The 22,808-nt window shown below is 67.3% G+C and carries 19 protein-coding genes; 13 read left to right on the forward strand and 6 right to left on the reverse strand.

All coding sequences use genetic code 11. The features are described from left to right. Positions 1 to 12: 12 nt before the first annotated feature. Complete coding sequence (locus tag DKG75_RS10445) at positions 13 to 1,437, reverse strand: WS/DGAT/MGAT family O-acyltransferase (RefSeq protein WP_109921004.1); 1,425 nt, start codon at positions 1,435 to 1,437, stop codon at positions 13 to 15. 163 nt (positions 1,438 to 1,600) lie between these two features. Here DKG75_RS10445 and DKG75_RS10450 point away from each other — a divergent pair, with 163 nt between their 5' ends. The 6 genes from DKG75_RS10450 to DKG75_RS10475 all read left to right on the forward strand — a co-directional run bounded on the left by DKG75_RS10450 (position 1,601) and on the right by DKG75_RS10475 (position 8,333). Then, positions 1,601 to 2,440, forward strand: a complete 840-nt coding sequence (locus tag DKG75_RS10450) for a MipA/OmpV family protein (protein ID WP_166646363.1) — start codon at positions 1,601 to 1,603, stop codon at positions 2,438 to 2,440. A gap of 4 nt (positions 2,441 to 2,444) precedes the next feature. Next, entirely contained in the window at positions 2,445 to 3,125 is a 681-nt protein-coding gene (trhA, locus tag DKG75_RS10455; RefSeq protein ID WP_109921006.1) for a PAQR family membrane homeostasis protein TrhA, read from the forward strand. A 152-nt stretch (positions 3,126 to 3,277) separates the two neighbouring features. Continuing rightward, positions 3,278 to 5,194 (forward strand): pilus assembly protein TadG-related protein, encoded by a 1,917-nt coding sequence (locus DKG75_RS10460; protein WP_109921007.1) that lies wholly within the window; start codon positions 3,278 to 3,280, stop codon positions 5,192 to 5,194. Beyond that, entirely contained in the window at positions 5,175 to 5,585 is a 411-nt protein-coding gene (locus tag DKG75_RS10465) for a TadE/TadG family type IV pilus assembly protein (RefSeq protein ID WP_133636803.1), read from the forward strand. Before DKG75_RS10460 ends, DKG75_RS10465 begins: the two co-directional genes overlap by 20 nt. Positions 5,586 to 5,602: 17 nt before the next feature. Next, the gene (locus tag DKG75_RS10470; protein ID WP_109921009.1) at positions 5,603 to 7,870 is read left to right on the forward strand and encodes a pilus assembly protein TadG-related protein; all 2,268 of its coding nucleotides are present in this window, start codon (positions 5,603 to 5,605) and stop codon (positions 7,868 to 7,870) included. Between the two features lie 37 nt (positions 7,871 to 7,907). Beyond that, positions 7,908 to 8,333: a TadE/TadG family type IV pilus assembly protein gene (locus tag DKG75_RS10475; protein WP_109921010.1), complete on the forward strand. Its 426-nt coding sequence runs from the start codon at positions 7,908 to 7,910 to the stop codon at positions 8,331 to 8,333. On the opposite strand, the gene DKG75_RS10480 is transcribed toward DKG75_RS10475, so the two are convergent. Beyond that, on the reverse strand, positions 8,317 to 9,111 hold the full coding sequence (locus DKG75_RS10480; protein WP_109921097.1) for an N-formylglutamate amidohydrolase: 795 nt from the start codon (positions 9,109 to 9,111) through the stop codon (positions 8,317 to 8,319). The two genes, DKG75_RS10475 and DKG75_RS10480, sit on opposite strands and share 17 nt — an antisense overlap. Before the next feature lie 250 nt (positions 9,112 to 9,361). Between DKG75_RS10480 and DKG75_RS10485 the strand changes: the two genes are divergently transcribed. Next, positions 9,362 to 10,237, forward strand: a complete 876-nt coding sequence (locus DKG75_RS10485; RefSeq protein WP_208111970.1) for a CHAP domain-containing protein — start codon at positions 9,362 to 9,364, stop codon at positions 10,235 to 10,237. 211 nt (positions 10,238 to 10,448) lie between these two features. Beyond that, a complete protein-coding gene (locus DKG75_RS10490; RefSeq protein ID WP_166646362.1) occupies positions 10,449 to 11,969 on the forward strand; it encodes a WS/DGAT/MGAT family O-acyltransferase in 1,521 nt (506 codons plus the stop codon). Here DKG75_RS10490 and DKG75_RS10495 read toward each other — a convergent pair. Continuing rightward, positions 11,966 to 12,514, reverse strand: coding sequence for a GtrA family protein (locus DKG75_RS10495; RefSeq protein ID WP_109921013.1), 549 nt, complete (start codon positions 12,512 to 12,514; stop codon positions 11,966 to 11,968). The two genes, DKG75_RS10490 and DKG75_RS10495, sit on opposite strands and share 4 nt — an antisense overlap. Positions 12,515 to 12,545: 31 nt before the next feature. Next, the gene (locus DKG75_RS10500; protein ID WP_109921014.1) at positions 12,546 to 15,200 is read right to left on the reverse strand and encodes a glycosyltransferase; all 2,655 of its coding nucleotides are present in this window, start codon (positions 15,198 to 15,200) and stop codon (positions 12,546 to 12,548) included. Positions 15,201 to 15,660: 460 nt separating this feature from the next. Here DKG75_RS10500 and DKG75_RS10510 point away from each other — a divergent pair, with 460 nt between their 5' ends. Together DKG75_RS10510 and DKG75_RS10515 are read left to right on the forward strand one after the other, a co-directional pair. Beyond that, positions 15,661 to 16,224, forward strand: coding sequence for a TetR/AcrR family transcriptional regulator (locus DKG75_RS10510; RefSeq protein ID WP_166646361.1), 564 nt, complete (start codon positions 15,661 to 15,663; stop codon positions 16,222 to 16,224). Continuing rightward, positions 16,218 to 16,556, forward strand: a complete 339-nt coding sequence (locus DKG75_RS10515) for a DMT family transporter (RefSeq protein ID WP_166646360.1) — start codon at positions 16,218 to 16,220, stop codon at positions 16,554 to 16,556. Before DKG75_RS10510 ends, DKG75_RS10515 begins: the two co-directional genes overlap by 7 nt. A 14-nt stretch (positions 16,557 to 16,570) precedes the next feature. On the opposite strand, the gene DKG75_RS10520 is transcribed toward DKG75_RS10515, so the two are convergent. Both DKG75_RS10520 and secA read right to left on the reverse strand, forming a co-directional pair. Continuing rightward, positions 16,571 to 17,035, reverse strand: a complete 465-nt coding sequence (locus DKG75_RS10520) for a hypothetical protein (RefSeq protein WP_109921017.1) — start codon at positions 17,033 to 17,035, stop codon at positions 16,571 to 16,573. 51 nt (positions 17,036 to 17,086) lie between these two features. Continuing rightward, positions 17,087 to 19,789: a preprotein translocase subunit SecA gene (secA, locus tag DKG75_RS10525; protein WP_109921018.1), complete on the reverse strand. Its 2,703-nt coding sequence runs from the start codon at positions 19,787 to 19,789 to the stop codon at positions 17,087 to 17,089. A gap of 381 nt (positions 19,790 to 20,170) precedes the next feature. Between secA and DKG75_RS10530 the strand changes: the two genes are divergently transcribed. The 3 genes from DKG75_RS10530 to mutT are packed head-to-tail and all read left to right on the forward strand — an operon-like array spanning position 20,171 to position 22,778. Next, the gene (locus DKG75_RS10530; RefSeq protein ID WP_133636801.1) at positions 20,171 to 21,076 is read left to right on the forward strand and encodes a peptidylprolyl isomerase; all 906 of its coding nucleotides are present in this window, start codon (positions 20,171 to 20,173) and stop codon (positions 21,074 to 21,076) included. A 45-nt stretch (positions 21,077 to 21,121) separates the two neighbouring features. Further along, positions 21,122 to 22,369 (forward strand): bifunctional glutamate N-acetyltransferase/amino-acid acetyltransferase ArgJ, encoded by a 1,248-nt coding sequence (gene argJ / locus DKG75_RS10535; protein WP_109921020.1) that lies wholly within the window; start codon positions 21,122 to 21,124, stop codon positions 22,367 to 22,369. A 7-nt stretch (positions 22,370 to 22,376) separates the two neighbouring features. Continuing rightward, positions 22,377 to 22,778 (forward strand): 8-oxo-dGTP diphosphatase MutT, encoded by a 402-nt coding sequence (gene mutT, locus DKG75_RS10540; RefSeq protein ID WP_109921021.1) that lies wholly within the window; start codon positions 22,377 to 22,379, stop codon positions 22,776 to 22,778. Positions 22,779 to 22,808: the final 30 nt, after the last annotated feature.

The following is a 22,808-nucleotide window of genomic DNA, read 5'->3' on the forward strand; positions in this document are numbered from 1 at the left end:
TTTCTTATCGGCTCAGGCGCTTTTCTTCTTCTTCGGGCCGGCCAGGGCGGCTTCGAGTTCGGCCAGGGCCGCCGGCATTTCCGCCATCAGCCTCTCGATGTCGGGCACCGCCTCGCGGTCGGCGGTCAGGCCGATGGCGACATCGTTCCGATAGGACATGATGGTGATGTTGAGGCCGATCCCCTCGATCGGCAGGGAGATCGGGTAGGAATGCACCAGTTCCGCCCCGGCGAGATAGAGCGCGAAGGGCGGCCCCGGCACATTCGAGATGATGACGTTATAGGGCGGCCGGTGCAGGTCCGCGACCTTGTAGCGGGAATAGAGCCGGGCGGCCTGGGCCGCGACCAGGGGGGCGGCGAAGGCCGACCAGTCCTGAAGCGCATGGGCCGGGATCGCCTTCAGGGCTTCCTTGGCGTGGACGGTGGCGGCGCGGATCGCCGCCAGCCGGGCTAGGGGCTCGGCGATATCGGTCGCCAGGCTCACGAACATGGCCGAGACGGCGTTGTTGGCTACCGCCTTGGTGTTTTCCTGCCGCACCGAGACCGGGCAGACCGCGAGCAGCGATTCGGCCGGCAGTTCGCCGTGGGCGTCGAGATAGCGCCGCAGGGCGCCGGCGCAGATCGCCAGCACCACGTCGTTGACCGTGGCGCCCACCGCATTCTTCACCGCCTTCACCCGGTCGAGCGACACTTCGCCCACCGCATAGCGCCGGTGCGGGGTCAGCGCCCGGTTGAAGGGTGTCTTCGGCGCCTGGAAGGGGGCGGCGGGCATGGGCTCGGTCCGGCCCAGCGCGCGGCGGCCCAGGGCCACCCCGGCGCCGATCACCTTGGGCAGGCGGCGCAGGCTGCGCAGCGGCGAGGCGACGCTGTGGACCGAGGCCCGGACCAGGATTTCGAGGTCGGTCGGCGCCCGTTCCGGCACCCAGGGCTTGTCGGGCGGCGGCACCTCCCGCGGCTCGGGCGCGAAATCGAGCAGGGAGACCATGAGTTCGGTTCCCGCCATGCCGTCGATGCAGCAATGGTGGATCTTGATGTAGACCGCGACCTGATCGTCGGCCAGCCCTTCGATCACATACATTTCCCACAGCGGCCGGCTGCGGTCGAGGGCGCGGGAATGCAGCCGCGCCACCTGTTCCAGCAGTTTCGCCCGGTCCCCCGGCGGCGGCACGGCGATATGGCGGAGGTGAAAGTCGAGGTCGAAATCCGGGTCCTCGATCCAGAGCGGATGATCGATGTCGAAAGGCACCGGAACCAGGCGCCGGCGATAGGTCTTCGACAGGTGCAGCCGGCTTTCGAGCAGGCGGCGCACGGCGGCGAAATAGCCGCCCGCCGCGTCCCCGGCCGGCCGCTTCAGGATCCACAGCATGCCGACATGCATGTGGTTGCTGGGCGTTTCGAGATAGAGAAACGAGGCGTCGATGCCCTTCATGCGTTCCATCGGCGGGGGTCCTTCAGGAGGGGTTGCACCATGCTCGGCAACACCACACGCCGATGATGCGGCGCACCTTAAATCCTGCGGGCGGCCCGGGGATCGACCGAATGGACTAGCCGCGGCGCCTTGCGATGCTATCCTCGGCAACACGCTGTTCGGGAGATGGTGGATGCGCGGGTTTCTGTCGGTCGGGGTGCTCGGGGTGCTGGCGGGCGCGGTGCTTGGGGCCGTGGCCGCGGTCGGCGTCGCGGCGCGGGCCGATTTCGACTATTATTCCTCGACCTTCCGGGCCAGCGGTTCCGACATGGCGGCGCTCGGCGTCGGCTATGGCCCCGAATTTACCGGCGCGGACAGCAGCGTGGTGGCCCCCGCCGCCTATCTGCACACCAGCCTCGGCGACGGGCGTTTCGTCGAACTGGTGGGGACCATGCTCACCGCCAATTTCCTTGCCGATCCCCAATGGCAGATCGGCCCGGCCCTGAACTTCCGCCAGGGCCGGAAATCCGCCGACGATGCGGTGGTCGAGCGCCTGCACGAGGTCGACGACAGCTGGGAGGTGGGGCTGTCCATCGGCTGGCAGTTGCAGGACCCGAACAATGCGCGCAACCGGCTGCGCCTCGGCGTCGACCTGTTGCAGGATGTCTCGGGCGGCCACAAGGGCCTGGTCGCCGATTTCACCGCCCTCTACCGGCAGGAAGTGGTGGCGCGGGTCGACCTCGGCGTCCTGGCCGGGGTGACGGTCGCGACCGGCGACTATATGAACGATGCCCTCGGCGTCACCGCTGCGGACGCTGCCGCCAGCGGTCTTGCCGCCTATAAGCCGGGCGGCGGTTTCCGCGATATCCGCATCGCGCCGCTGGCCGTGCTGCACCTCAGCGAAAACTGGCAGCTGGGCGCCACGGTCGGCTGGGCCCGGCTGATCGGGAATGCCGCCGACAGCCCCATCGTGCGCGATCGCGGCAGCGAGAATCAGATCTTCGCCTCGGTTTCGCTCGGCTACGCCTGGTAGCGGCATGGCGGACCGGCTCTACGACTGGGGCCCCCGGGCCTATCGGCCAGGGGAATTGCTGGCCGACCGCTGGCTGCATCTGGTCGGCATCGGCTTTGCCCTGATCGGCAGCGCCGCCTTGCTGGTCCTGGTCGCCCTTTACGGCGATGCCGGCGCGGTCGCGGCGGTCCTGCCCTATATGGTCGGGCTGAACGCCATGTTCATCTGTTCCGCCGCCTACAACATGACCAAGCCTTCGGCCCGGCGCGAATTCCTGCGCCGCTTCGATCACGCGGCGATCTTCCTCATGATCGCCGGCACCTATACGCCCTTCACCACCCGCTATCTCGAAGGCGCCTGGGCGATCGCCATCACGGCGGTGGTCTGGGGCATCGCGGTCATCGGCGTTGCCGTGAAACTGGCCTTTCCGCGCCGGTTCGAGCGCCTGTCGATCGGCGTCTACCTGGGGCTAGGCTGGATTCTGGTCATCCCGCTCGGGCAATGGTTCGACACGGTCGAACCGTCGACCGCGATCCTGATCGGCATCGGCGGCCTGCTGTTCTCGGTCGGTACCGTGTTCCACCTTTGGCACCGGCTCGCCTATCAGAATGCCATCTGGCACGGTTTCGTGCTCGCGGCCGCCCTCTGTCACTATGCGGCGGTGGTGCGGGCCATGGCGTTCGGTCTCGGTTCGGGCGTGGTTTGACGCGATATCACCAAAATGGTGGAAATGGATCGCGGCGCAGGCGGGCGTTAGGGGAAATGTTTACCAATGCCGGGTCAGATTGAACCGGATGCGGTGTGAACTCCGGGCCGGACCGGCTTAACCTCCGCACCAGGGTCAGTCGGGGTCGCGTGATGCAAGACGAAAGCACCAGAGCCAACGCCGAAGTGCGGCGCGAACGCGGGGAGAGAGGGGCCTCGGCGATCATTTTCGCCATCGCCCTGCCCTTGCTGATCATGATGATCGCCTTCGTCGTCGACTTCGGCTACGCCTATTATTCGCGCCAGCGCCTTCAGGACAGCCTGGATCTGGCAGCGCTTGCCGCCGTCCGGGAACTGGACGGCGCGAGCTCGCAGCGCGAGCGGGCGCAGGCCGCCGCCATCAACGTGCTGAGCCGCAACGGCCTGAGCGCCGACAGCCTGGGCTCGATCCAATACGGCCGCTATGACCGCACCCGCGCGGTGCAGAGCCGCTTCGTGCCCGAAAGCCTGGGCAGCGGCGATGCACCGACCGCGGTGCAACTCAAGGGCCGCGCGGACTCGCCGCGCTTCTTCTCGCGCATTCTGGCCCGGAACGACCTGAACGTCGCCGCCCGTTCGACCGCGATCAACAGCGGCACCTATGCGACGGTCCGCATCGGCAGCGGCCTTGCCGGCCTGAACGAAGGCTTGCTGAACGGTATCCTCGGCCTCGTCCTCGGCAGCAGCGTCAACCTGACCGCGCTGGACTACAAGGGCCTGCTCGGGGCCAATATCGATCTTCTCGGCCTGCTCGACGCCTATGCGGTCAAGGTCGGGCTCAATGTCGGCGACTACAACCAATTGCTCGGCACCGATGTCTCGGTGCTCGGCGTGCTCGGGGTCGCCGCCGATGTCGCCCAGAACGCCGCCAGCGGTATGCAGGAGGCGGTCGACCTCGGCATCGGTCTCGGCGATGCCTTCCCCGGCCTCAGCAAGCTGCCGCTGGCGCAATTGCGCGATGTCAACGTCAAGCTGGGCGACCTTCTCGGCGTCGCCCTCGGCACGGCCGAGGCCGGCCTTGCCGTGCCGGTGAACCTGTTCGACCTCGTGACCGCCGGGATCTTCGCCGCCTCCACCGCCGCCAATGAGACCGGCCCCCATGCCCTCGGCGTCAGCCTCGGCACTTTCCTCGGCGCCAGCCTCGACGTCTCCGTGGTCGAGCCGCCCCAGCCGCCGAGCGGCATGCGCCTGATCACCGAGAACGATATCCGCACCGGCAACAACCTGCTGCGCACGGCCCAGATCCGCCTCCTGCTGCAGGTCAACCTCGAAGGCCCGCTCGGCAGCGCGATCTCGGGCGTCAACGGCCTCCTCGGCCTGCTGCAACTGGTCGGGGTCCAGATCCAGCTGCTGCCCGGGACCAAGAACCTCAGCGTCGGCATCAATGTCGCGCCGGCCCAGGCGGTGGTCACCGAACTCGGCTGTTCGCCGCCGAACGCTGCCGACCGCTATGTGGCGATGAATATCGATACCGGTCTCCTGACGGCCCATATCGGCCAGATCGACCGCGCGGCCTTTCTCTCGAACAGCGCGCCGGCGACGGCATCGCCGCTGTCGGTGCTCTCGCTTTCCCTGCTGTGGGGCGCGCTGCCGCTGCTCGACGTCGGGCTGGGGGTCAACCTGCCGGTGGTCGGGCCGACGGCGCAGCGCGATGTCCATGCCCGGGAAAGCACGGACGGCGACGCCTTCCCCGATCTTGCCGCCGTTTTCGACCAGCCGGGCGCGCCTGCCGATGCCCAGGCCTTCCCCAGCACCGTCCGCGTCGGCACGGTTCAGATCATTTCGACCCTGGGGGCGAACCTCAAGCAGGCGCTCGGCTTGCAACTCGGCGGTTTTCTCGGCACCTATGTGCTCGCCCCGCTGATCGACCTCGTCACCTTCATCGTCGGGGATGTGCTGATCGCGGGCATCCTCGGGCCGCTGCTCGACGCGATCGTCGACCTGCTCCTCGATACGCTGGGGATCCGGGTTGGCGTGGCGGATGTGGCGGTGATCGACCTGGAGTGCGGCAATGCCAAACTTGTTCCGTAACCTGCCGCTGGCCGAACGCGGCGTGGCGATGATCGAATTCGCCTTCGCCAGCGGGATCATGGTGGTCATGGTCCTCGGCATCCTTGCCTATGGCGAGGTGCTGGCGACCTATGTACAGCTGAAATACGCGGTCGGCGAATTGTCGCGCCAGGTGGCCATGGGCGACGACCTGACCGACCGCCAGGCCCGCTATGCGGCGGCGATCACCCAGGTGAACTCGAGCTATGGCTTCAGCAGCGGCTGCGCGGTCTTCGCGCCGTCGCCGTTCCAGGGCGAAGTCACGATCACCGGCCGCTACTACCTCGACCGCGAGGGCTGCCGGACCATGCCGTCGCTGATGCTGCCGATGCCGTCGGAACTGGTGGCGCACAACAAATTCTCGGTTCCCTGAGCGGTTCGGGCCAGATCATGACACGCCGCGGCGGGATCGGGAGCGAGACGGAGAGAGGGGCGGCGGCGATCCTGTTCGCCGTCTTCCTCATCGCCCTCGTCGGCATGACGGCGATGGTGGTCGACCTCGGCTATGCCTATTACTCGAAGCAGCGCCTGCAGGATGCGCTCGACCTCGCCACCATCGCCGCCGCCCGCGAGCTCGACGGCGCGTCCGGCTACCAGGAAGCGGCGCGGCTGGCCGCGGCCCAGGTGATGAACCAGGAATACAGCACCGAAGGCGGCTTTACCGTCGGCATCGGCTGCGGCAGCCCGTCGTCGCCGCGGACCGCCAATCTCTGCATCGGCGGCTACAACACCACGCGCGACAACCAGGGCCAGCTGCCGCCCCTCGGCCAGCGCTTCCGCGCCAATGATGCGGCCCAGGATGCCGCCCGCATGCTGGGCGAAGCCGAATCGCCCAGTTTCTTCGCCCGCATCTTCGAGGTCGACGTCATCGACGTCGGCGCGACCTCGACCGCGGTGAAGGCGGGCCCGCCCCAGGCCCAGCTGACCATCCGCAGCACGGTCGCGACCCTGAGCGGCGGGGCGCTGAACCAGCTTCTCGGGCTGCTCGGCGGCGGGGTGAACCTGTCGCTGGTCGGCTGGAACAATCTGGCCAACGTCAACCTCAACCTGCTCGGCTATCTCGATACGCTGATCCTGCGCAACGGCGCCTCGCTCAATCTCCAGGCCGGCGCCTATACCCAGGTCCTGAACAGCTATCTGACCGTCGGCGAGATCCTGGGGGCGGGGGTGGAGGCGCTGGGCGCCAACACGACCGCCGGTCTCGCGCTCAATGCGGTGCGCACGGCGACCTCGGCGACGGTCGGCACGGCGGTGATCCGCTTGGGCGACCTGATCGGCGTGCAGACCGGGACCCCGGCCTCGGGCCTCGACGTCAATCTCGGCGTGCTCGATTTCCTCGAGGGCGTGCTGGTCGCGGCCAATGGCACCAGCGCGCTTTCGGGCGACATCACCCTCTCGACCGCCGGCATCACCACCCTGCTGAGTTCGCTCGGCGGCGGTGCCGCCAGTTCGCCCCTGACCTCGGCCCTGAATGCGCTGGCCCCGGTGACCAACCTGCTCGGCGGCATCGCCACGGTGAAATTGAAATTCGCCGTGATCGAAAAGCCCCGCCTGTCGGCGATCGGCAATCCGGAACTTGCCAAGCATGAGGTGAACCAGAAGACGGGGGCCAATGCGATCTATGTCCGCACGGCGCAGATCCGCCTCTATCTCTCGATCGACCTGCCGGTATTGAACGTCTTCAACAGCCTGCTGAACGCGGTGGCGGCCCTGATCGCGCCCGTGGTGCCGGTGCTGAATTCCGTGCTCAGCCTCAATGTCGTTGCCGCAGTGTCCGATCTGCTCAATCTGGTCGGCGCCCTGCTCGAAGGGGTGATCTGTCTGCTGGCCTGCGATATCACCAAATCCGAGACCAAGAATATCGTCGACATCAAGATTCTGGACCGGGGCGGCGGTAAGGGACCGGGCATCGATATCGTGCTCGACGTCGGCGGCGGCGAGGCCTATGTCACCGACTACGACTGCAACACCCCGAACGGCGGCAAGCGGCTCTATACGCAGGTCAATACCAGCGTTGCCAAGCTGAATGTCGGCGCTCTCACCAATCCGGCCTCGGTCTTCAGTTCGTCCAGCTTTCCGGTGATGAATCCGCTCGCCCTGATCGACATCGGCACGATCCTGACCACGGCCACGCAGCGCAAGGTCTGCGGCCTGCTGCTCCTCAAGCTGACCTGCAACATCACCTCGACCACGACCCAGCAGCCCCGGGTCGCCTTCTCGGGCGGGGGCATCGCGCTGAAGCTGGAAACGCCGCTGCTCGGCAACGGGCAGACGACGCTCAGCCCCTCGGGGCCGTCCGGCCTCTGCTCCAGCGCCTTCACCGATCCGCCGGTGGTGGGCGAGGCGCCGGGCTATTGCACCTATAACACCAACAATTATATCGCCAGCCTGCGCGACAGTCTGGCGTCGACCAAGATCCAGGCCATGAAGCCGGCGCCGACCGCGGGCGTGCTTTCCAATCTATTGTTCTCCGAGGTCGGGGTGTTGCAGGCGGCGCTGAACATCACCAATACCGTGCTTGCCCCGATCGTCACGCTGCTGTCCAAGGTGCTGGACCCCTTGCTCAATTTCCTGACCGATTTTCTCGGGCTGAAACTCAATCAGGTTGACGTCGGGGCCAACCTGACCTGCAGTTCGGGGGCCCGTCTTGTCAATTGAACCCGATCCGTGCCGCCGCAAGGCGAGGAGGCTTTTGATGAAATGGCGACGCGCTGAAACTGGCGGCGGCGAACGGGGCGCGACCATCATCGAATTCGCGCTGCTGTCCAGCGTCATGTTCGTGATGCTGTTCGGCATCCTCTCCTATGGCGAAGTCCTGGCCGACTATGTCCAATTGCGCCACCGGGTCGGCGAGATCTCGCGCCTCGTTGCACTCGGCGAGGATGGCCCCGATCGTCAGGCGATCTTCGTCGAGGAGAGAAACAAGATCATGGGGGGCTTCTTCGTGAACAAGCCGAATTGTCTCCGTTTTACTACGCCGGCATTCACCGGGCCCAATATAATTATCGAGATGGTCTACGATTACGGCGAGAACGGGGAATGCCGGATCATGCCGGAAGTGCCCTTCCTGTTTCCACCTCAGACGATCACGGTCCGCAACGCCTTCACGGTCCGGAACTGACCGGCAGCCGGTCCAGGCCGCCCAGGGCGGGGGCGAGCGCCTGCCAGCAGGCGGCCAGCCGGCCGGCCCATTCGGCTTGGCCCGCTTCGTCGCGCAGGCCGTCGTTCCGCATCTCGATCAGGGCATGCAGGTTGCCGCGGCGCTCGCCATAGATGGGCATGGCGTAGTCGCCTGAATCGGTGACCGCATAGGGCTGGTTGTCGCCGACCGTCAGCGCCGGCCAATCCCGCCGCAAGACGTCGATCAGGGCCCCCGCCAGGCGCCGGTCGCGGCCATAGGTGATGCCGATCTGCCAGGGCCGGGGCGCGCCCAGGTTCGGGGTGAAGGAATGGATCGCCAGCACCACGGCGCGCCGCCCCGCCGCCCGGCGCCGGTCCAGAAGGTCGGCGATGGCGCGGTGATAGGGGTGGAACAGGGCATCTTCCCGCTGCTGCCGTGCCGCCGCCGTCAGGGCCTGATTCCCGGGCACGGCGATGCCGCCGGTCAGGGCCGGGATCGAGGTCGGCACGCCGGCCGGGCGGTTGCAGTCGATCGCGAGGCGCGAATAGCCGGTCAGCACCAGGGGCGCGTCGATCAGGGCCGACAGGCGCCGGGCCACTGCCGCGGCGCCGATATCCCAGCCGATATGATCCAGCCGCGCCGCCTCGGAAAGGCCGAGATCGCCCAGGCGCCGGGGCAGGCGCGGGCTGGCGTGGTCGCACAGGAGAACGGCATCGGCGCTGCCGCCGGGATTGACGATATCGACGGGTGCCGGTTCGTCCGCATCAAGCCAAGACATGTTTTCTGCCCAGATCGGGCCCTTCGCGGCCCCGGAATTTTCCACCTTTACCAATCCTTTGGGGCCGGGAGCAACGGCCCCGCCCGATTCTCGCCCATATCTTGTGGTCGCGGTGGCCGGGGGCCCGGCCGGCGGGGGCGGGCACGGGCGGATTTGCGGGTGGACATGATTATTTCGGTTTGTTACACGGGTTGGGCAGGGCAGTCGGCAATCCATCGGGGGCAGGATGACGCAGCGTTCAAGGCTTATCGTGCGGGTAGCGCTTGCCTCTTTCGTCCTTGCCTTCTGCGTTTCGGTCACCACGCCCGCCCGTGCCATTGAATGCGTGCCCTATGCCCGGCAGGTTTCGGGCGTCGCCATCATGGGCGATGCCTGGACGTGGTGGGGGCAGGCGCGCGGCGCCGGCTATCGCACCGGCGGCAAGCCGCAGGCCGGCTCGGTCATGGTCTTCAAGCGCGCCAACGGCATGCGCCGCGGCCATGTCGCCGTGGTGCGCGAAGTGGTGAATGCGCGCGAGGTCGTGATCGACCATGCCAATTGGGCGACGCGGCGCAGCGGCCGCAAGGGCAAGATCGACCGCGGCGTTTCCGTGATCGACGTCTCCCCGCGCAACGACTGGTCGATGGTCCGGGTCTGGTACCCGCTGATCGACGATTACGGCACCAGCGCCTATCCGCTTTACGGCTTCATCTACGGCGGGCGCGGCGACGCCGATATCGAAATGGCCGCGGCGGCGATGACCGTGCCGGCCGAACGTCCCGAGGTCGGCACCCGTCCGGCCGCCGCCAGCCCGCGCCTGGTCGAGGCTTCGGTTCCCGCCCGCACCGAGGGGGCCGCCGCCGGCACGCTGGATGCCCAAGTGGCCGGGGCGACCGTGCATATCCGCGCCGGCAAGCCGGTGGTCATGGGCCGCCCGGTCTATTCCGCCGGTGATCCCGGTCATGTCGCGGTCGAACCCGCCCGCCGCCCGACCGAACGGGCGGACGAGCCGCGCCGTCCCTCGGCCAAGCCATCGCGCGCCGATATCGCCAGCCCGGTCCGCCATGTGGCGATGAAGCCGGGCGCCGGCCGCGCCGACGGCGACGCGCAGCCGCCGGTCCTGCCCAGCCTGAAGCCTGCGCCATAACCGCACGCCCCGCTTCGCGAATCGCCCTGGAGCGAATGCCGGTTCATTGAACCGGCATTCGCTCCAGCGTCCTTGAATGGAGCGGTTTCTGACGACAAACCGGTCTCCACTTTGTCGGAAACCGCTCTAGCCGCTGACCGGCCGGGGTGGTTACTCTATGTTTCCGTCCGTTGCCTATCGCGTCCTTGCAACCGGGGGAAGGAACGGTGCCATGCAGCAGTTGTCGGGCCTGGACCAGGGGTTCCTGACCCTTGAGACGGCGAATTCGCCCATGCATATCGCGGGCCTGTGCTTCTACGACCCGGCGACCGCCAGCCAGCCGTTCAGCTTCGACCTGATCCGCCAGGGCATCGAGAAGCGCCTGCACCTGGCGCGCACCTTCCGCCAGCGCCTGGTCGAGGTGCCCTTGCATCTCGACCGCGCCTATTGGGCCGAGGATCCGGAGTTCGACCTCGACTATCACCTGCGCCATGTTGCGGTGCCGTCGCCGGGGGATTGGAAGTCCCTGGTGACCATGGTCTCGCGCATCCTGTCCCATCCCCTGGATCGGACCCGGCCCTTGTGGGAATTCTACGTCATCGAGGGGCTGGACAAGGTCGACTGGCTGCCCCCGGGCAGTTTCGCCACCCTGGTCAAGATCCATCACGCGGCGATCGACGGGGTTTCTTCCAACGACATCCTCTTCGCCCTGACCGACCTGACGCCCGAGGGCCGCAACATCGAGCCGCCGCGCAAGCGCTGGGTGCCGGACCGCATCCCCTCGACCCGGCAATTGCTGCTGCGCACGGCGCTGACCAATGTGGTCGCGCCCTTCAAGCTGATCGAGGGCGGGGCGCGCCTCGCCTCGACCGTGATCGGCACGGTCGCCCGCCTGCCGCAATATCGGGAAGACCCGCCGCCGGCGCCCTTCCAGGCGCCGAAGACGCCGCTGAACGTGCCGATCTCGGCCCAGCGCGTGTGGGACGGGGCGATTTTCTCCCTCGATACGGTGAAGCGCATCCGCAAGGCGGTGCCGGGGGCCACGGTGAACGACGTGGTGCTGACGGTCTGCGCCGGGGCGCTGCGCCGCTGGCTGGAAAAGCATCAGGCCCTGCCCGACAAGCCGCTGGTCGCCTTCGCGCCGATATCGGTCCGCAACGAGGCGGAGAAGGGCACCCAAGGCAATCAGGTCTCGGGCATGCTGGTGTCGATCGCCACCGATATCGCCGAGCCCCTGCAACGCCTGGCCGCGGTAAAGCACAATACGGAAAAGTCGAAGGGCATGACCCATGCCATCGGCGCCCGCACCCTGACCGACTATACCCGCTTCGTGCCCTCGGCGACCGCGGCGCTGGCCGCCCGGCTCTATACCCGGATGAAGGTGGCGGACGCCCATAATCCGCTGTTCAACTGCGTGATCACCAATGTGCCGGGGCCGCAGATCCCGCTCTACACCCTGGGCAGCCAGCTGACCGCCCAGATCGGCTACGGCCCGATCTTCGACGGCATGGGGCTGCTGATCGCGATCTTCAGCTATAACGGCACGCTGTCGATCGGCGTTTCGTCGTGCCGGCGGATCATGCCGGACATCGGCGATTTCGTCGATTTCCTGCGCCGGTCGCTGGATGAGCTGGAGGCGGCGGCCAAGGCCGTGCCGCTGGCCCCGGAACCGCCGCCCGCCGCCGCCCCGAAAAGCAAGGCGAAATCCCGCGCCCGCCCGGGCGAGATCCCCCCGGTCGAAACCGTCGCTTAACGTTTGTCGGCTTCCGGCCGAACCGCCGGAGCCTGCCCCTCACCCCGGCCCTCTCCCCGGAGGGGCGAGGGAGAGGCGGCATCGACTCCCTCGCCCCCTTGGGGGAGAGGGCCGGGGTGAGGGGGGCTGCGGAACACCAGCCGGCTGGCCGCCATATAGTTGAAGGCAAGGCCGGCGATCGAGCCGAAGGCGACGGCGATCGCCGGAATGTCGCGCGCCAGGCCCCACCAGGTCACCATCGCGGCATAGACCGCGTAATTGGCCGACAGCCCGCCCAATTGGCTGGTGGCGAAGATGAGCCAGTGCCGCAGCAGGGGGACTTTAGCGCTGTCGCGGAAGGTGATCGCGCGATTGGCGAAAAAGGTGAAGGTGACGGCGCAGAGGAAGGAAAACACCCGCCCGCCGTAAAGCCCGAGGCCGAGCAGGTGCAGCGCCAGGTAAAGGGCGGCGACGTCGACGAGGGCGCCGCCGGTACCGATCAGGGCGAAGCGAAAGAAACGGCCGCGCAGAAACGCTTCGATGCGCGGCCGGAGAGATGAAAGCACCTGTTGCCGATCCCTGTCCCGTCGGCCGGCCTCAGTGGCCGGCCCCCGGGGTCTGGACCTGGCCGGCGGCGGGCAGCTGGCCCCGGGCCGAGGTCCGGCCGAAGGGCAGCCAGCGCAGGCCCGGCACTGCCGAGATCATGGACAGCACCAGCGCCGCCAGATAGGGCAGGGACTGCACCAGCATGACCGCGACCCAGACCCAGGCTTCCCGGTCCCGCTCGCCGTAGACGACCGCGACCGCCGCCGCCGCCGCCCACAGCATCATCATCAGGGTGGTTTCCTCGCGGGCATTCAGCACGCCCTGGATCGCCGCCGGCTTGTCCTCGCATTTCGGCGTGCGCAGGAAGGGCTTGTCCTTCTTGAACAGGCCGATCGCGAAGGCCTTGCCCACCGTATAGGTCAGCGCCAGGCCGGAAATCGCCGCGCCCAGGGCCTGCATCGGCGTGCAGGGCACGCGCTTGGCGTAGAGCGAGAAGGTATAGGCCAGCTTGAAGCCGAAGACGGCCAGGGTCGGCACCAGGAACAGGGTGACCGGGAAGGCGAAATATTCGGGCAGGACCAGCAGGCCGACGGTCCACAGCAGGCCGGCGACCGTGAACATCAGGTTCATGGCATCGGCGAACCACGGCGCCCAGCCCATGATGAAGTGATACTTCTGGGCGAGCGTCAGGCCGGTGTCCTTGAACGGGTTCAGCCAGGACTTGCGGCCGCGCAGGATCTGCATGGCGCCGAAGGCCCAGCGGAAACGCTGGCTGCGGTAGGCGGCGAAACTGTCCGGGGTCACGCCGCGGCCGAAGCGGTGGTTGATGTAGACGGACTTCCAGCCCTCGTGCATCAGCTTCAGGCCCATTTCCGCGTCTTCGCAGATGGTCCAGGTCGACCAATTGTCGACCCCTTCCATCGCCTTGCGGCGGATCAGGGTCATGGTGCCGTGCTGGATGATCGCGTCGCGCTCGTTGCGGATCTGCATGCCGATGTGGAAGAAGCCGGCATATTCCCAGTTGATCATTTCCTTGAAGGCGTTGCCGGCCCAGTCGTAATGGTCCTGCGGCGCCTGCACGAAGCCGACCTTGTCCTCGTCGAAATAGGGGATGGTGGACTTCAGCCAGTCGGGTTCGACCAGATAGTCGCTGTCGATGACGCCGACCACTTCGGCGTCGGGCGCGGTCTGGCTCATGGCGAAGTTCAGCGCGCCCGCCTTGAAGCCCTTGCAGACTTCGAGGTGGAAGAAGCGGAAGCGCTCGCCCAGCCGCTCGCAATAGGCCTCGACCGGCTGCCAGATCGCGGGGTCCTTGGTGTTGTTGTCGATCACCAGGACTTCGAGGTTCGGGTAGTCGAGCTTGGCCAGGCTGTCCAGGGTCCGGCGCACCATGTCGGCCGGCTCGTTGCAGATCGGCAGGTGCAGCGAGACCTTGGGCCAATGGCGGTCGCGCTCGATGTGGGCGGGCAGGCGCATGGGGGTGAAGTGGCGCTTCATCCGCCGGGCGAACAGGCCCTCGGCCATCTCGAAGCCTTCGGCCAGGATCAGCGACAGGAGGAACAGCATGCCGAAGGAGAGCAGGCCCCAGACCGCGATCATGGGCGCGTTCAGATATTGGGTGGTGCCGTAGTGCACGGTCCAGACCATGAGGTTGGCCGCGACCAGGATCAGGCCGGCGAACATCAGCTGGCCCTGGGGCTTCAGATTGTCCGACTTGCGCAGGAAATAGAGCAGGGGCAGGAGGGCGATGGCGGCGGCGATGGCGGCCAGCGTCTGCCAGTTCTGCACCGCGACCACTTCGCCCGCGAGGGGGAACTTGGCCGCGCGCTGGGCGTCGAAGATGCCCCAATAGGCGCCGACCGCCCCTTCGATCCCCCGCTTCCACGGCTGGTCGAAGGCTTCCATGATCGAATAGTCCCAGCCCTTGGCCCGCGCCATCACCAGGAAGTCGCGGATGAACTTGGCTTCATTGTCGAGGGTCGGGGTGGCGCCGTCGCGCATGCGGCCGTCCGACGGCCAGCCGATTTCCGAGATCAGGATCTTCTTGCCCGGATAGGCGCGGGCGATCTGCTCGTAGCGGCGCGCGACATAGTCCAGCGCCTGATCGGCGGGCACGCCTTCCCAATAGGGCAGCAGGTGCACGGCGATATAGTCGGTCGCTTCGACCAGTTCGGGATGGTCGAGCCAGACGTGCCAGGGTTCCGCGGTCGAGATCGGCTGGTCGACCTGGCGCTTCACGTCCTTCAGGAGGCGGATCAGTTCGGGCACGGTCAGGTCGCCGCGCAGGATGGCTTCGTTGCCGACCATCAGGCGCTTGACGTTGCCGTTCTCGTTCGCCATGCGGATCAGCCCGGCGATTTCCAGCTGGTTGCTGTCCTGGCGCTTGTCCAGCCAGGCGCCGGCGATCACCGTCAGGCCGTGGCGCGCCGCCATGGCCGGGATCTCGTCCTGGCCGTTCAGCGACGAATAGGTGCGGACCCCCTGGGCGACGGTGGCGACCAGGGCGAGGTCTTCCTCGATCTGGGCAGCACTCGGGTGGCTGTTGTCGTTGGGGTCCTGGTCGGCCCGGTGCGGGTCGAACGAAAGGGCCTGGATGCTGCCCTGCCAATTGGTCATCTCGGACGGGCGGTTCAGCCAAGCCCAGAGCCCGGCATGGGCGGCAAGGACGAGAAGAAGGACGGCGATATTGACGGCGTATTTGCGCATCTTTGTATGACCCGGAACTGCGTCAAGGCATCAACCCCCGGCCGTGCCATCCGGTTCCTTCCGATATCGCCGCGGCCGATCGCACTGCCGCACGACACGCATGCAGCGGCGGCATGAGCGGGCAGGCAGGGGAAAAGCGGGGAACCGGCAGGTCCTTGTCGGCCAGCGTCCGGGGCGGGGAGGACGGTGCTGGGCCGGCCCGCGGCAGCGGGCGTCAAGGCGGGTGCGGTGCCTCGGCCAGGAGGCGTGGGGTCCCTCATGCGGGCGCGGTCATGCCGAACGGCAGTGCCGCGCCGATTATCGCGATGCCGCAATTTCGCCGCAATCGCAGCACGCTGTCCAGGGGCGAAACCAACCGATCCCTGACGCCGCCGCCATGATTTCGCTGCCCTGCGGCATGGCTGCAACAGCCGTCTCGGCTCGTCTTGCCATGAAACCGCCTAGATGGTATGTTTCGATCATGAGCGAAGCCCACCGCCGCCCGAAACAGCCGGATATCCTGCGCCGCCACCTGCTCGAGGTCACGGCGGACCTTTCCCTGCGCCAGGGCATCGGCAATGTCCGGCTGGAGGCGGTGGCGGCGGCGGCCGGCGTCAGCAAGGGCGGGCTGCTGCATCATTTCCCCAGCCGCCAGGCCTTGCTCGAGGCGCTGTGCCGCGAATATCTCGCCCGGCTGGACCGGCGGCTCGCAGAGGCGCTCGCCGCCGATCCGGTGCCCGGGGGGCGCTTCACCCGCGCCTATCTCGCGGTCATGACGGCGGCCGAGCCGACCGAGCAGGAGCGGACCTGGGGCATTCTCTCCTGCGTGCTCTTCGCCGAACCCGCCTTCCGCAGCCGCTGGGCCGACTGGCTCTCCGGCCATCTGCGCGCCCATGCCGCGACCGACGGCGGGACGGCGCTGGAAATCGTCCGCCTCGCCGCCGACGGCCTGTGGCTGTCGGACATGGCGGGGGAAAGCGCCGACCGGGCGGCGGTCGTCGGCCGGCTGCACGCCATGACCCTGTCAAAGGAACCGACATGCTGATCCAGGCCTATCTGCCGCTGGTCGTCGCCATCCTGCTCGAACTGGCGGGGACCAGTTTCCTGCAGGCGTCGCAGCAGTTCACCCGGCCGTTGCAGACCGGCCTGATGGTCGCGGCCTATATCGGCTCGTTCTATTGCCTGTCGCTGGCGCTGCGGGTGCTGCCGGTCAGCATCGCCTATGCCACCTGGAGCGGGCTCGGCATCGTGCTGATCGCCGTGATCGGCTATGTCGTGTTCCGGCAGTCCCTGGATTGGCCGGCGATCGCCGGCATCGCCCTGATCGTCATCGGCGTCGTCATCGTCAACGGTTTCTCGAAAACCGTCGGGCACTGAGCGACCGGCCGGGGTCAGTTCTCCGAACAGACGAAGCAGGTGACGCCGCTCGGGATCAGGCGGGCGTCGGGGCTGACGTTCGCCCGGATCTTGCCGCCGGCCTGATAGGCGCCGTTGTCGAAGATCGCCTCGAAGGTCTGTTCCTCGCTGCGGCCGTCCGGGCTGGCCAGGCGCAGACGGTAGTTGACGGTCGAGCAGCGCTTGTCGGTCGAAGTGATCTCGATCAGATAGGCGATGTCGGCGCCGATATTGTCGCGCCGGCGGCCGACGTCGGTGACCTGGACCTTGGCGGTGCAGGCACCCTGGGCGATGGCGCATTCGCAGGGCCGCTCTGCCGCGACGCTCTGGCCGGGCGCGGGCTTCGCATCCGGATAGGTGGTGCTGGGCGGCAGGGGCACGAAGGGTTCTTCCGCCGGCTGCTGCGCCAGGGCGGGGGCGGCGAAGGCGAGCAGGGCGAGGCCAAGGACAAAGCTACGCATCTCGATCTCCCATGCTGTCAGGCCCCCGCGCCGAGCTTTGCGCCCGGCGCCTCAGTTTTCAAGGGCGCCGTGGCAATGCTTGAACTTCTTGCCCGAACCGCAGGGGCAGGGCGCATTCCGCGAGATCTTGCCCCAGTTCGCGGCCGGCGCCCGGCGCGGATCGGCGGGGCGGGGGGCCGGGTCCGGCAGCGGCAGGGGCGCGGCCTCGTTCTCGCCGGTCAGCGGATCGGCGTGAATGGCCTCGAAACCGGCCGGCTCCTCGAGGTCGACCGGGGGCGGCTGGTTCACCTGGATCTGGACATGGGCCAGCAGGCGCACGACCTCGACATTGATCTTGTCCAGCATGGCTTCATAGAGGTTGAAGGCTTCCTGCTGGTATTCGCGCAACGGATCGCGCTGGCCATAGGCGCGCAGCCCGATCGCCTGGCGCAGGTAATCGAGTTGCAGCAGGTGTTCCTTCCAGCATTGATCGAGGATCTGCAACAGCAGGCTCTTCTCGATCATGCGGATGATCTCGGCGCCGAAGCGCTCGGCCTTGTCGGCGAAGAAACTCTCGACCGCCTGGGCCAGGCGCTGGCGGATCTCGTCCTCGGCGATGCCTTCCTCGGCCGCCCAGGCCTGCACCGGCATGTCGAGGGTGAGGATGCGCAGGATCTCGTCGTGCAGGGCTTCCGTGTTCCACGCCTCGGCATAGGAGCCGGCGGGGATATGGCTGGCGACAAGGTCGTTCACTACATGGTCGCGCATCGAGGCGACGATGTCCGAGACGTCGTCCGTGTTCATGAATTCGCGGCGCTGGCCGTAGATCGCCTTGCGCTGCTCGTTCATCACGTCGTCATAGCGCAGCAGGTTCTTGCGGATGTCGAAGTTGCGCGCCTCGACCTTCTGCTGCGCCTTCTCAAGGGCCTTGTTCACCCAGGGGTGGATGATCGCCTCGCCTTCCTTCAGGCCGAGGCGCTGCAGCATGCGGCTGAGGCCGTCCGACCCGAAGATGCGCATCAGGTCGTCTTCGAGGCTGAGGAAGAATTTCGAATTGCCCGGGTCGCCCTGGCGGCCCGAGCGGCCGCGCAGCTGGTTGTCGATGCGCCGGCTTTCGTGGCGCTCGGTGCCGATGATGTAGAGGCCGCCGGCGGCGATCACGGTTTCCTTGTCCACCGCATGCTTGGCGCGGATGCGGGCGACGTCGTCGTCATGGCCCGGGCCCTCGGCGATCTCGTCCAGCATCATGGAGAGATTGCCGCCGAGCTGGATGTCGGTGCCGCGGCCGGCCATGTTGGTGGCGATGGTGACGGCGCCCGGCTGGCCGGCCTGGGCGACGATGCCGGCCTCCTGCTCGTGGAAGCGGGCGTTCAGCACCCGGTGCGGCACCTGCTTCTTGGTCAGATGGGCGGAAAGGAGTTCCGACTTCTCGATCGAGACGGTGCCGACCAGCACCGGCTGCTGGCGCTTCCGGCACTCTTCGATCAGGGCGACGATGGCATTGTATTTGTCCGTCATCGTCAGATAGACCTCGTCGTCGAGGTCTTTCCGCTTGACCGGAACATTGGTCGGAATCTCGAGCACTTCGAGCTTGTAGATTTCCGCGAATTCGGCCGCTTCCGTCGCCGCCGTGCCGGTCATGCCCGAAAGTTTCGGGTAGAGGCGGAAATAATTCTGGAAGGTGATCGAGGCCAGCGTCTGGTTCTCGTTCTGGACCGTGACGTTTTCCTTGGCCTCCAGCGCCTGGTGCAGGCCTTCCGAATAGCGCCGGCCGGTCATCATGCGGCCGGTGAATTCGTCGATGATGATGACCTTGTCGTCCTTCACCACATAGTCGCGGTCGCGCCGGAACAGGACATGGGCGCGCAGCGCCTGCTGCAGGTGATGGACGATGGTGACGTTTTCGGCGTCGTAGAGATTGCTGCTCCTGAGAAGGCCGGCCTCGACCAGCAGCTTCTCGAACTTCTCCTGGCCGTCCTCGGACAGGGAGACGGAGCGCTGCTTCTCGTCCTTCTCGTAGTCGGCCTCGACCAGCCGCGGCATCAGGTTGTCGATGCGGCGGTAGAGGTCGGAATTGTCCTCGGTCGGGCCCGAAATGATCAGCGGCGTGCGCGCCTCGTCGATCAGGATCGAGTCCACCTCGTCGACGATGGCGTAATGGAAGGGCCGCTGCACCAGATGGTCCAGCCGGTACTTCATATTGTCGCGCAGATAATCGAAGCCGAACTCGTTGTTGGTGCCATAGGTGATGTCGGCGTTATAGGCCGCGCGGCGCTCGTCGTCCGAGAGGTCGTGGACGATGACGCCGGTGGCAAGCCCGAGGAAGCCGTAGACCCGGCCCATCTGGCCGGCGTCGCGCTTCGCCAGGTAGTCGTTCACGGTGATGACGTGGACGCCCCGGCCCTCCAGCGCGTTCAGATAGGCGGCGAGGGTCGCCACCAGGGTCTTGCCTTCGCCGGTGCGCATCTCGGCGATCCGGCCGGAATGCAGCACCATGCCGCCGATCAGCTGGACGTCGAAATGGCGCTGGCCGAGCGTGCGCTTCGCCGCCTCGCGGACGGTGGCGAAGGCTTCGGCCAGCAGGTCGTCCAGGCTTTCGCCCGCGGCGAGGCGGGCCTTGAACTTGTCGGTCTGGGCGCGCAGGTCCGCGTCCGAGAGGGCCGAGATCCCGGGCTCGAGGGCGTTGATCGCTTCGACCTTGCTGCGAAGCTGCTTGACCATACGATCATTGGCGCTGCCGAACAGCCGTTTGGCGAGCGAGCCGAGGCGGAGCATGAAGCGACCTTCTCTAACCGCGATCAGCCCCAAGGGGCCTGACGGGCGCAGGGATTAGGCGGGGAAGCGCCCCGCATGAACTGGGTTCGCGGGCCCATCAAGGCACCCGCGAAGGCATGGGACAGATAAGACCGTGCCCGCGCGATGTCAACGTGGTGCCGGGTCTCCGGACACCGCCCGCGCCCGCGCCGGGGGCCGGCGGGGCCGGGGCCGGGGCCGGGCGGGGGCGCCTATCCTGCCCTAATCCTGCCTTTTCTTTCTGCCATGAAGCGATTCGCCGGAGCTTCCCGCGACGGCTTGCAGAGCGTCGCGGGAAGCTCCATGATCCGCGCCACGCCGGCCCGCCCGGGCTGGTCTTCCGGGGTCCCATTCGGGGTAATCATGTCTCGTCTTGCTCTTCCGTGCCTGCTCGCTTTCGGCCTGGCGCTTTCCCAGGCCGCCCATGCCGAGGGGACGGCCAGCCCTGCCCCGGCCGATGCCGCGGCGCCCGCCGCCGCCACCCCCGCCGCCGCCGAGGATCCGGTCGTCGCCAAGGTCGGCGACGGCGTCATCCGCCGCTCCGAAGTGGTCGCCGCCTATAAGACCCTGCCCGAGCAATTCGCGCAGATCCCGATGGACGCCATCTTCACCGAACTGGTCCAGCAACTCGTCGACCGCAAGGTGATGGCGCTGGCCGCGGCCAAGGCCGGCGTCGACAAGGATCCGGAATTCACCCGCCAGATGGACCTGCTGCGCGAGCGCGTGCTCGAGGATCTCTATGTCTCGAAGGTGATCGAGGCGGGGGTCACGGATGCGGTGCTGAAGGCGAAATACGACAAGGTCGTCGCCGACAACCCGCCCGAGGAGGAAGTGCGCGCCCGCCACATCCTGGTCGACAGCGAGGAACAGGCGAAGAAGCTGAAGGCGGAACTGGAGAAGGGCGCCGATTTCGCCGAACTCGCCAACAAGAATTCCAAGGACAGCCGCGACGGTTCGGGCGGCGACCTCGGCTATTTCACCCGCGACCGCATGGTGCCCGAATTCGCCGAGGCGGCCTTCGCCGCCGAGAAGGGCAAGGTGGTCGGCCCGGTGAAGACCCAGTTCGGCTGGCACCTGATCCTGGTCGAGGACCGCCGCAAGCGGGAGCCGCCGCCCTTCGAAAGCGTGAAGGACCAGGTGCGGCAGATGGTGGTGCAGGAACTGACCGCGGCCAAGATCGAGGAATTGAAGGCCGGCCTGAAGATCGAAATCCTGAACCCCGACGGTTCCGTGCCGCGTCCGCAGATCGCGCCGACCCCCGCACAGTGATTCCTGTCCGTCCCCGCGTCTAACCCTGCCTGAGGAGAAGTTTCCATGGCCGGTGGGAAAGCCCATCCCGTTTCGCCGCTCGCCCCCGAGGGGCTGCCGGCGCTGCCCGCGATCGCCGGTATCGAACTCGGCGCGATCGAGGCCGGCGTCCGCTACAAGGGACGGACCGACCTGATGATGATGCGTTTCGCGGCCGGCACCACGGTCGCGGGCGTCTTCACCACGTCGAAATGCGCGTCGGCCCCGGTCGACTGGTGCCGCTCGATCCTCGACAAGGGCAATGCCCGGGCGCTCGTGGTCAATTCGGGCAATGCCAATGCCTTCACCGGCAAGGCGGGCGCCGCCGCGGCCAAGACCGTCGCGGTCGCCGCGGCCAAGCTCGTCGGCTGCAAGGCGGATGCGGTGTTCATGGCCTCGACCGGCGTCATCGGCGAAGTGCTGCCGGCGGAAAAGGTCACCGCCGCCCTGCCGCGCCTCGCCACCACCCTGAAGCCCGAGCGCTGGGACGAGGCGGCGCGGGCGATCATGACCACCGACACTTTCCCCAAGGCCGCCACCCGCAAGACCGAGATCGACGGCAAGCCGGTGACCATCGTCGGCATCGCCAAGGGCTCGGGCATGATCGCGCCCGACATGGCGACCATGCTGTCCTTCGTCGCGACCGACGCCACCATCCCGGCCGACGTGCTCCAGGCCCTGCTGGCCAAGGCGACGGACAAATCGTTCAATTCGATCACCGTCGACGGCGACACCTCGACCTCGGATACGCTGCTGGCCTTTGCGACCGGCAAGGGCGCCACGCACAAGCCGGTGGCGAAGCTGGCCGACAGCCATTTCCGCAATTTCCGCGCGGCCTTCGAGGACCTGCTGATCGAACTGGCCCAACTCGTCGCCAAGGACGGCGAGGGCGCGCAGAAATTCGTCACCATCACCGTGACCGGGGCCCAAAGCGCCAAGGCGGCGCGGACGATCGCCCTCTCGATCGCCAATTCGCCCCTGGTGAAGACCGCGATCGCCGGCGCCGACGCCAATTGGGGCCGCATCGTCATGGCGGTGGGCAAGGCCGGCGAAAAGGCCGACCGCGACAAGATCACCATCAAGATGGGCGGCCGCCTGGTCGCCGAGAAGGGCGCCGTCCACCCCCGCCACGACGAGGCGGCGGCGACCGAGCATTTCAAGAGCCGGGACATCAGGATCGAGGTCGACGTCGGCATCGGCAAGGGCGAGGCCACGGTCTGGACCTGCGACCTGACCCACGGCTACATCGACATCAACGCCGATTACCGGAGCTGACGGCGCCTTGACCCGCATCGTCCTCGTCACCGCCGCCGTGCTGGTCGATGCCGACCGGCGCATCCTTCTGGCACAGCGCCCTGCCGGCCGGTCGCTGGCCGGGCTGTGGGAATTTCCCGGCGGCAAGATCGAGGCGGGCGAGAGTCCGGAAACCGCCCTCATCCGCGAATTGGACGAGGAACTGGGGATCACCGTGCGCGAGCCCTGCCTCGCGCCGCTGACCTTCGCCAGCCATGCCTATCCCAATTTCCACCTGCTGATGCCGGTCTATATCTGCCGGCGCTGGGAGGGGACACCGGTGGCGCGCGAGCATGCGGCGCTGGCCTGGGTGCCGCGCAAGCGCCTGGGCGAATACCCGATGCCGCCCGCCGACCTGCCGCTGATTCCCGTCATTCAGGATCAGGTGTGACGGCGGCCGGCGGCCTATGGATTTTGCATC

Source organism: Zavarzinia compransoris (genome assembly GCF_003173055.1).
Lineage (GTDB): Bacteria > Pseudomonadota > Alphaproteobacteria > Zavarziniales > Zavarziniaceae > Zavarzinia > Zavarzinia compransoris.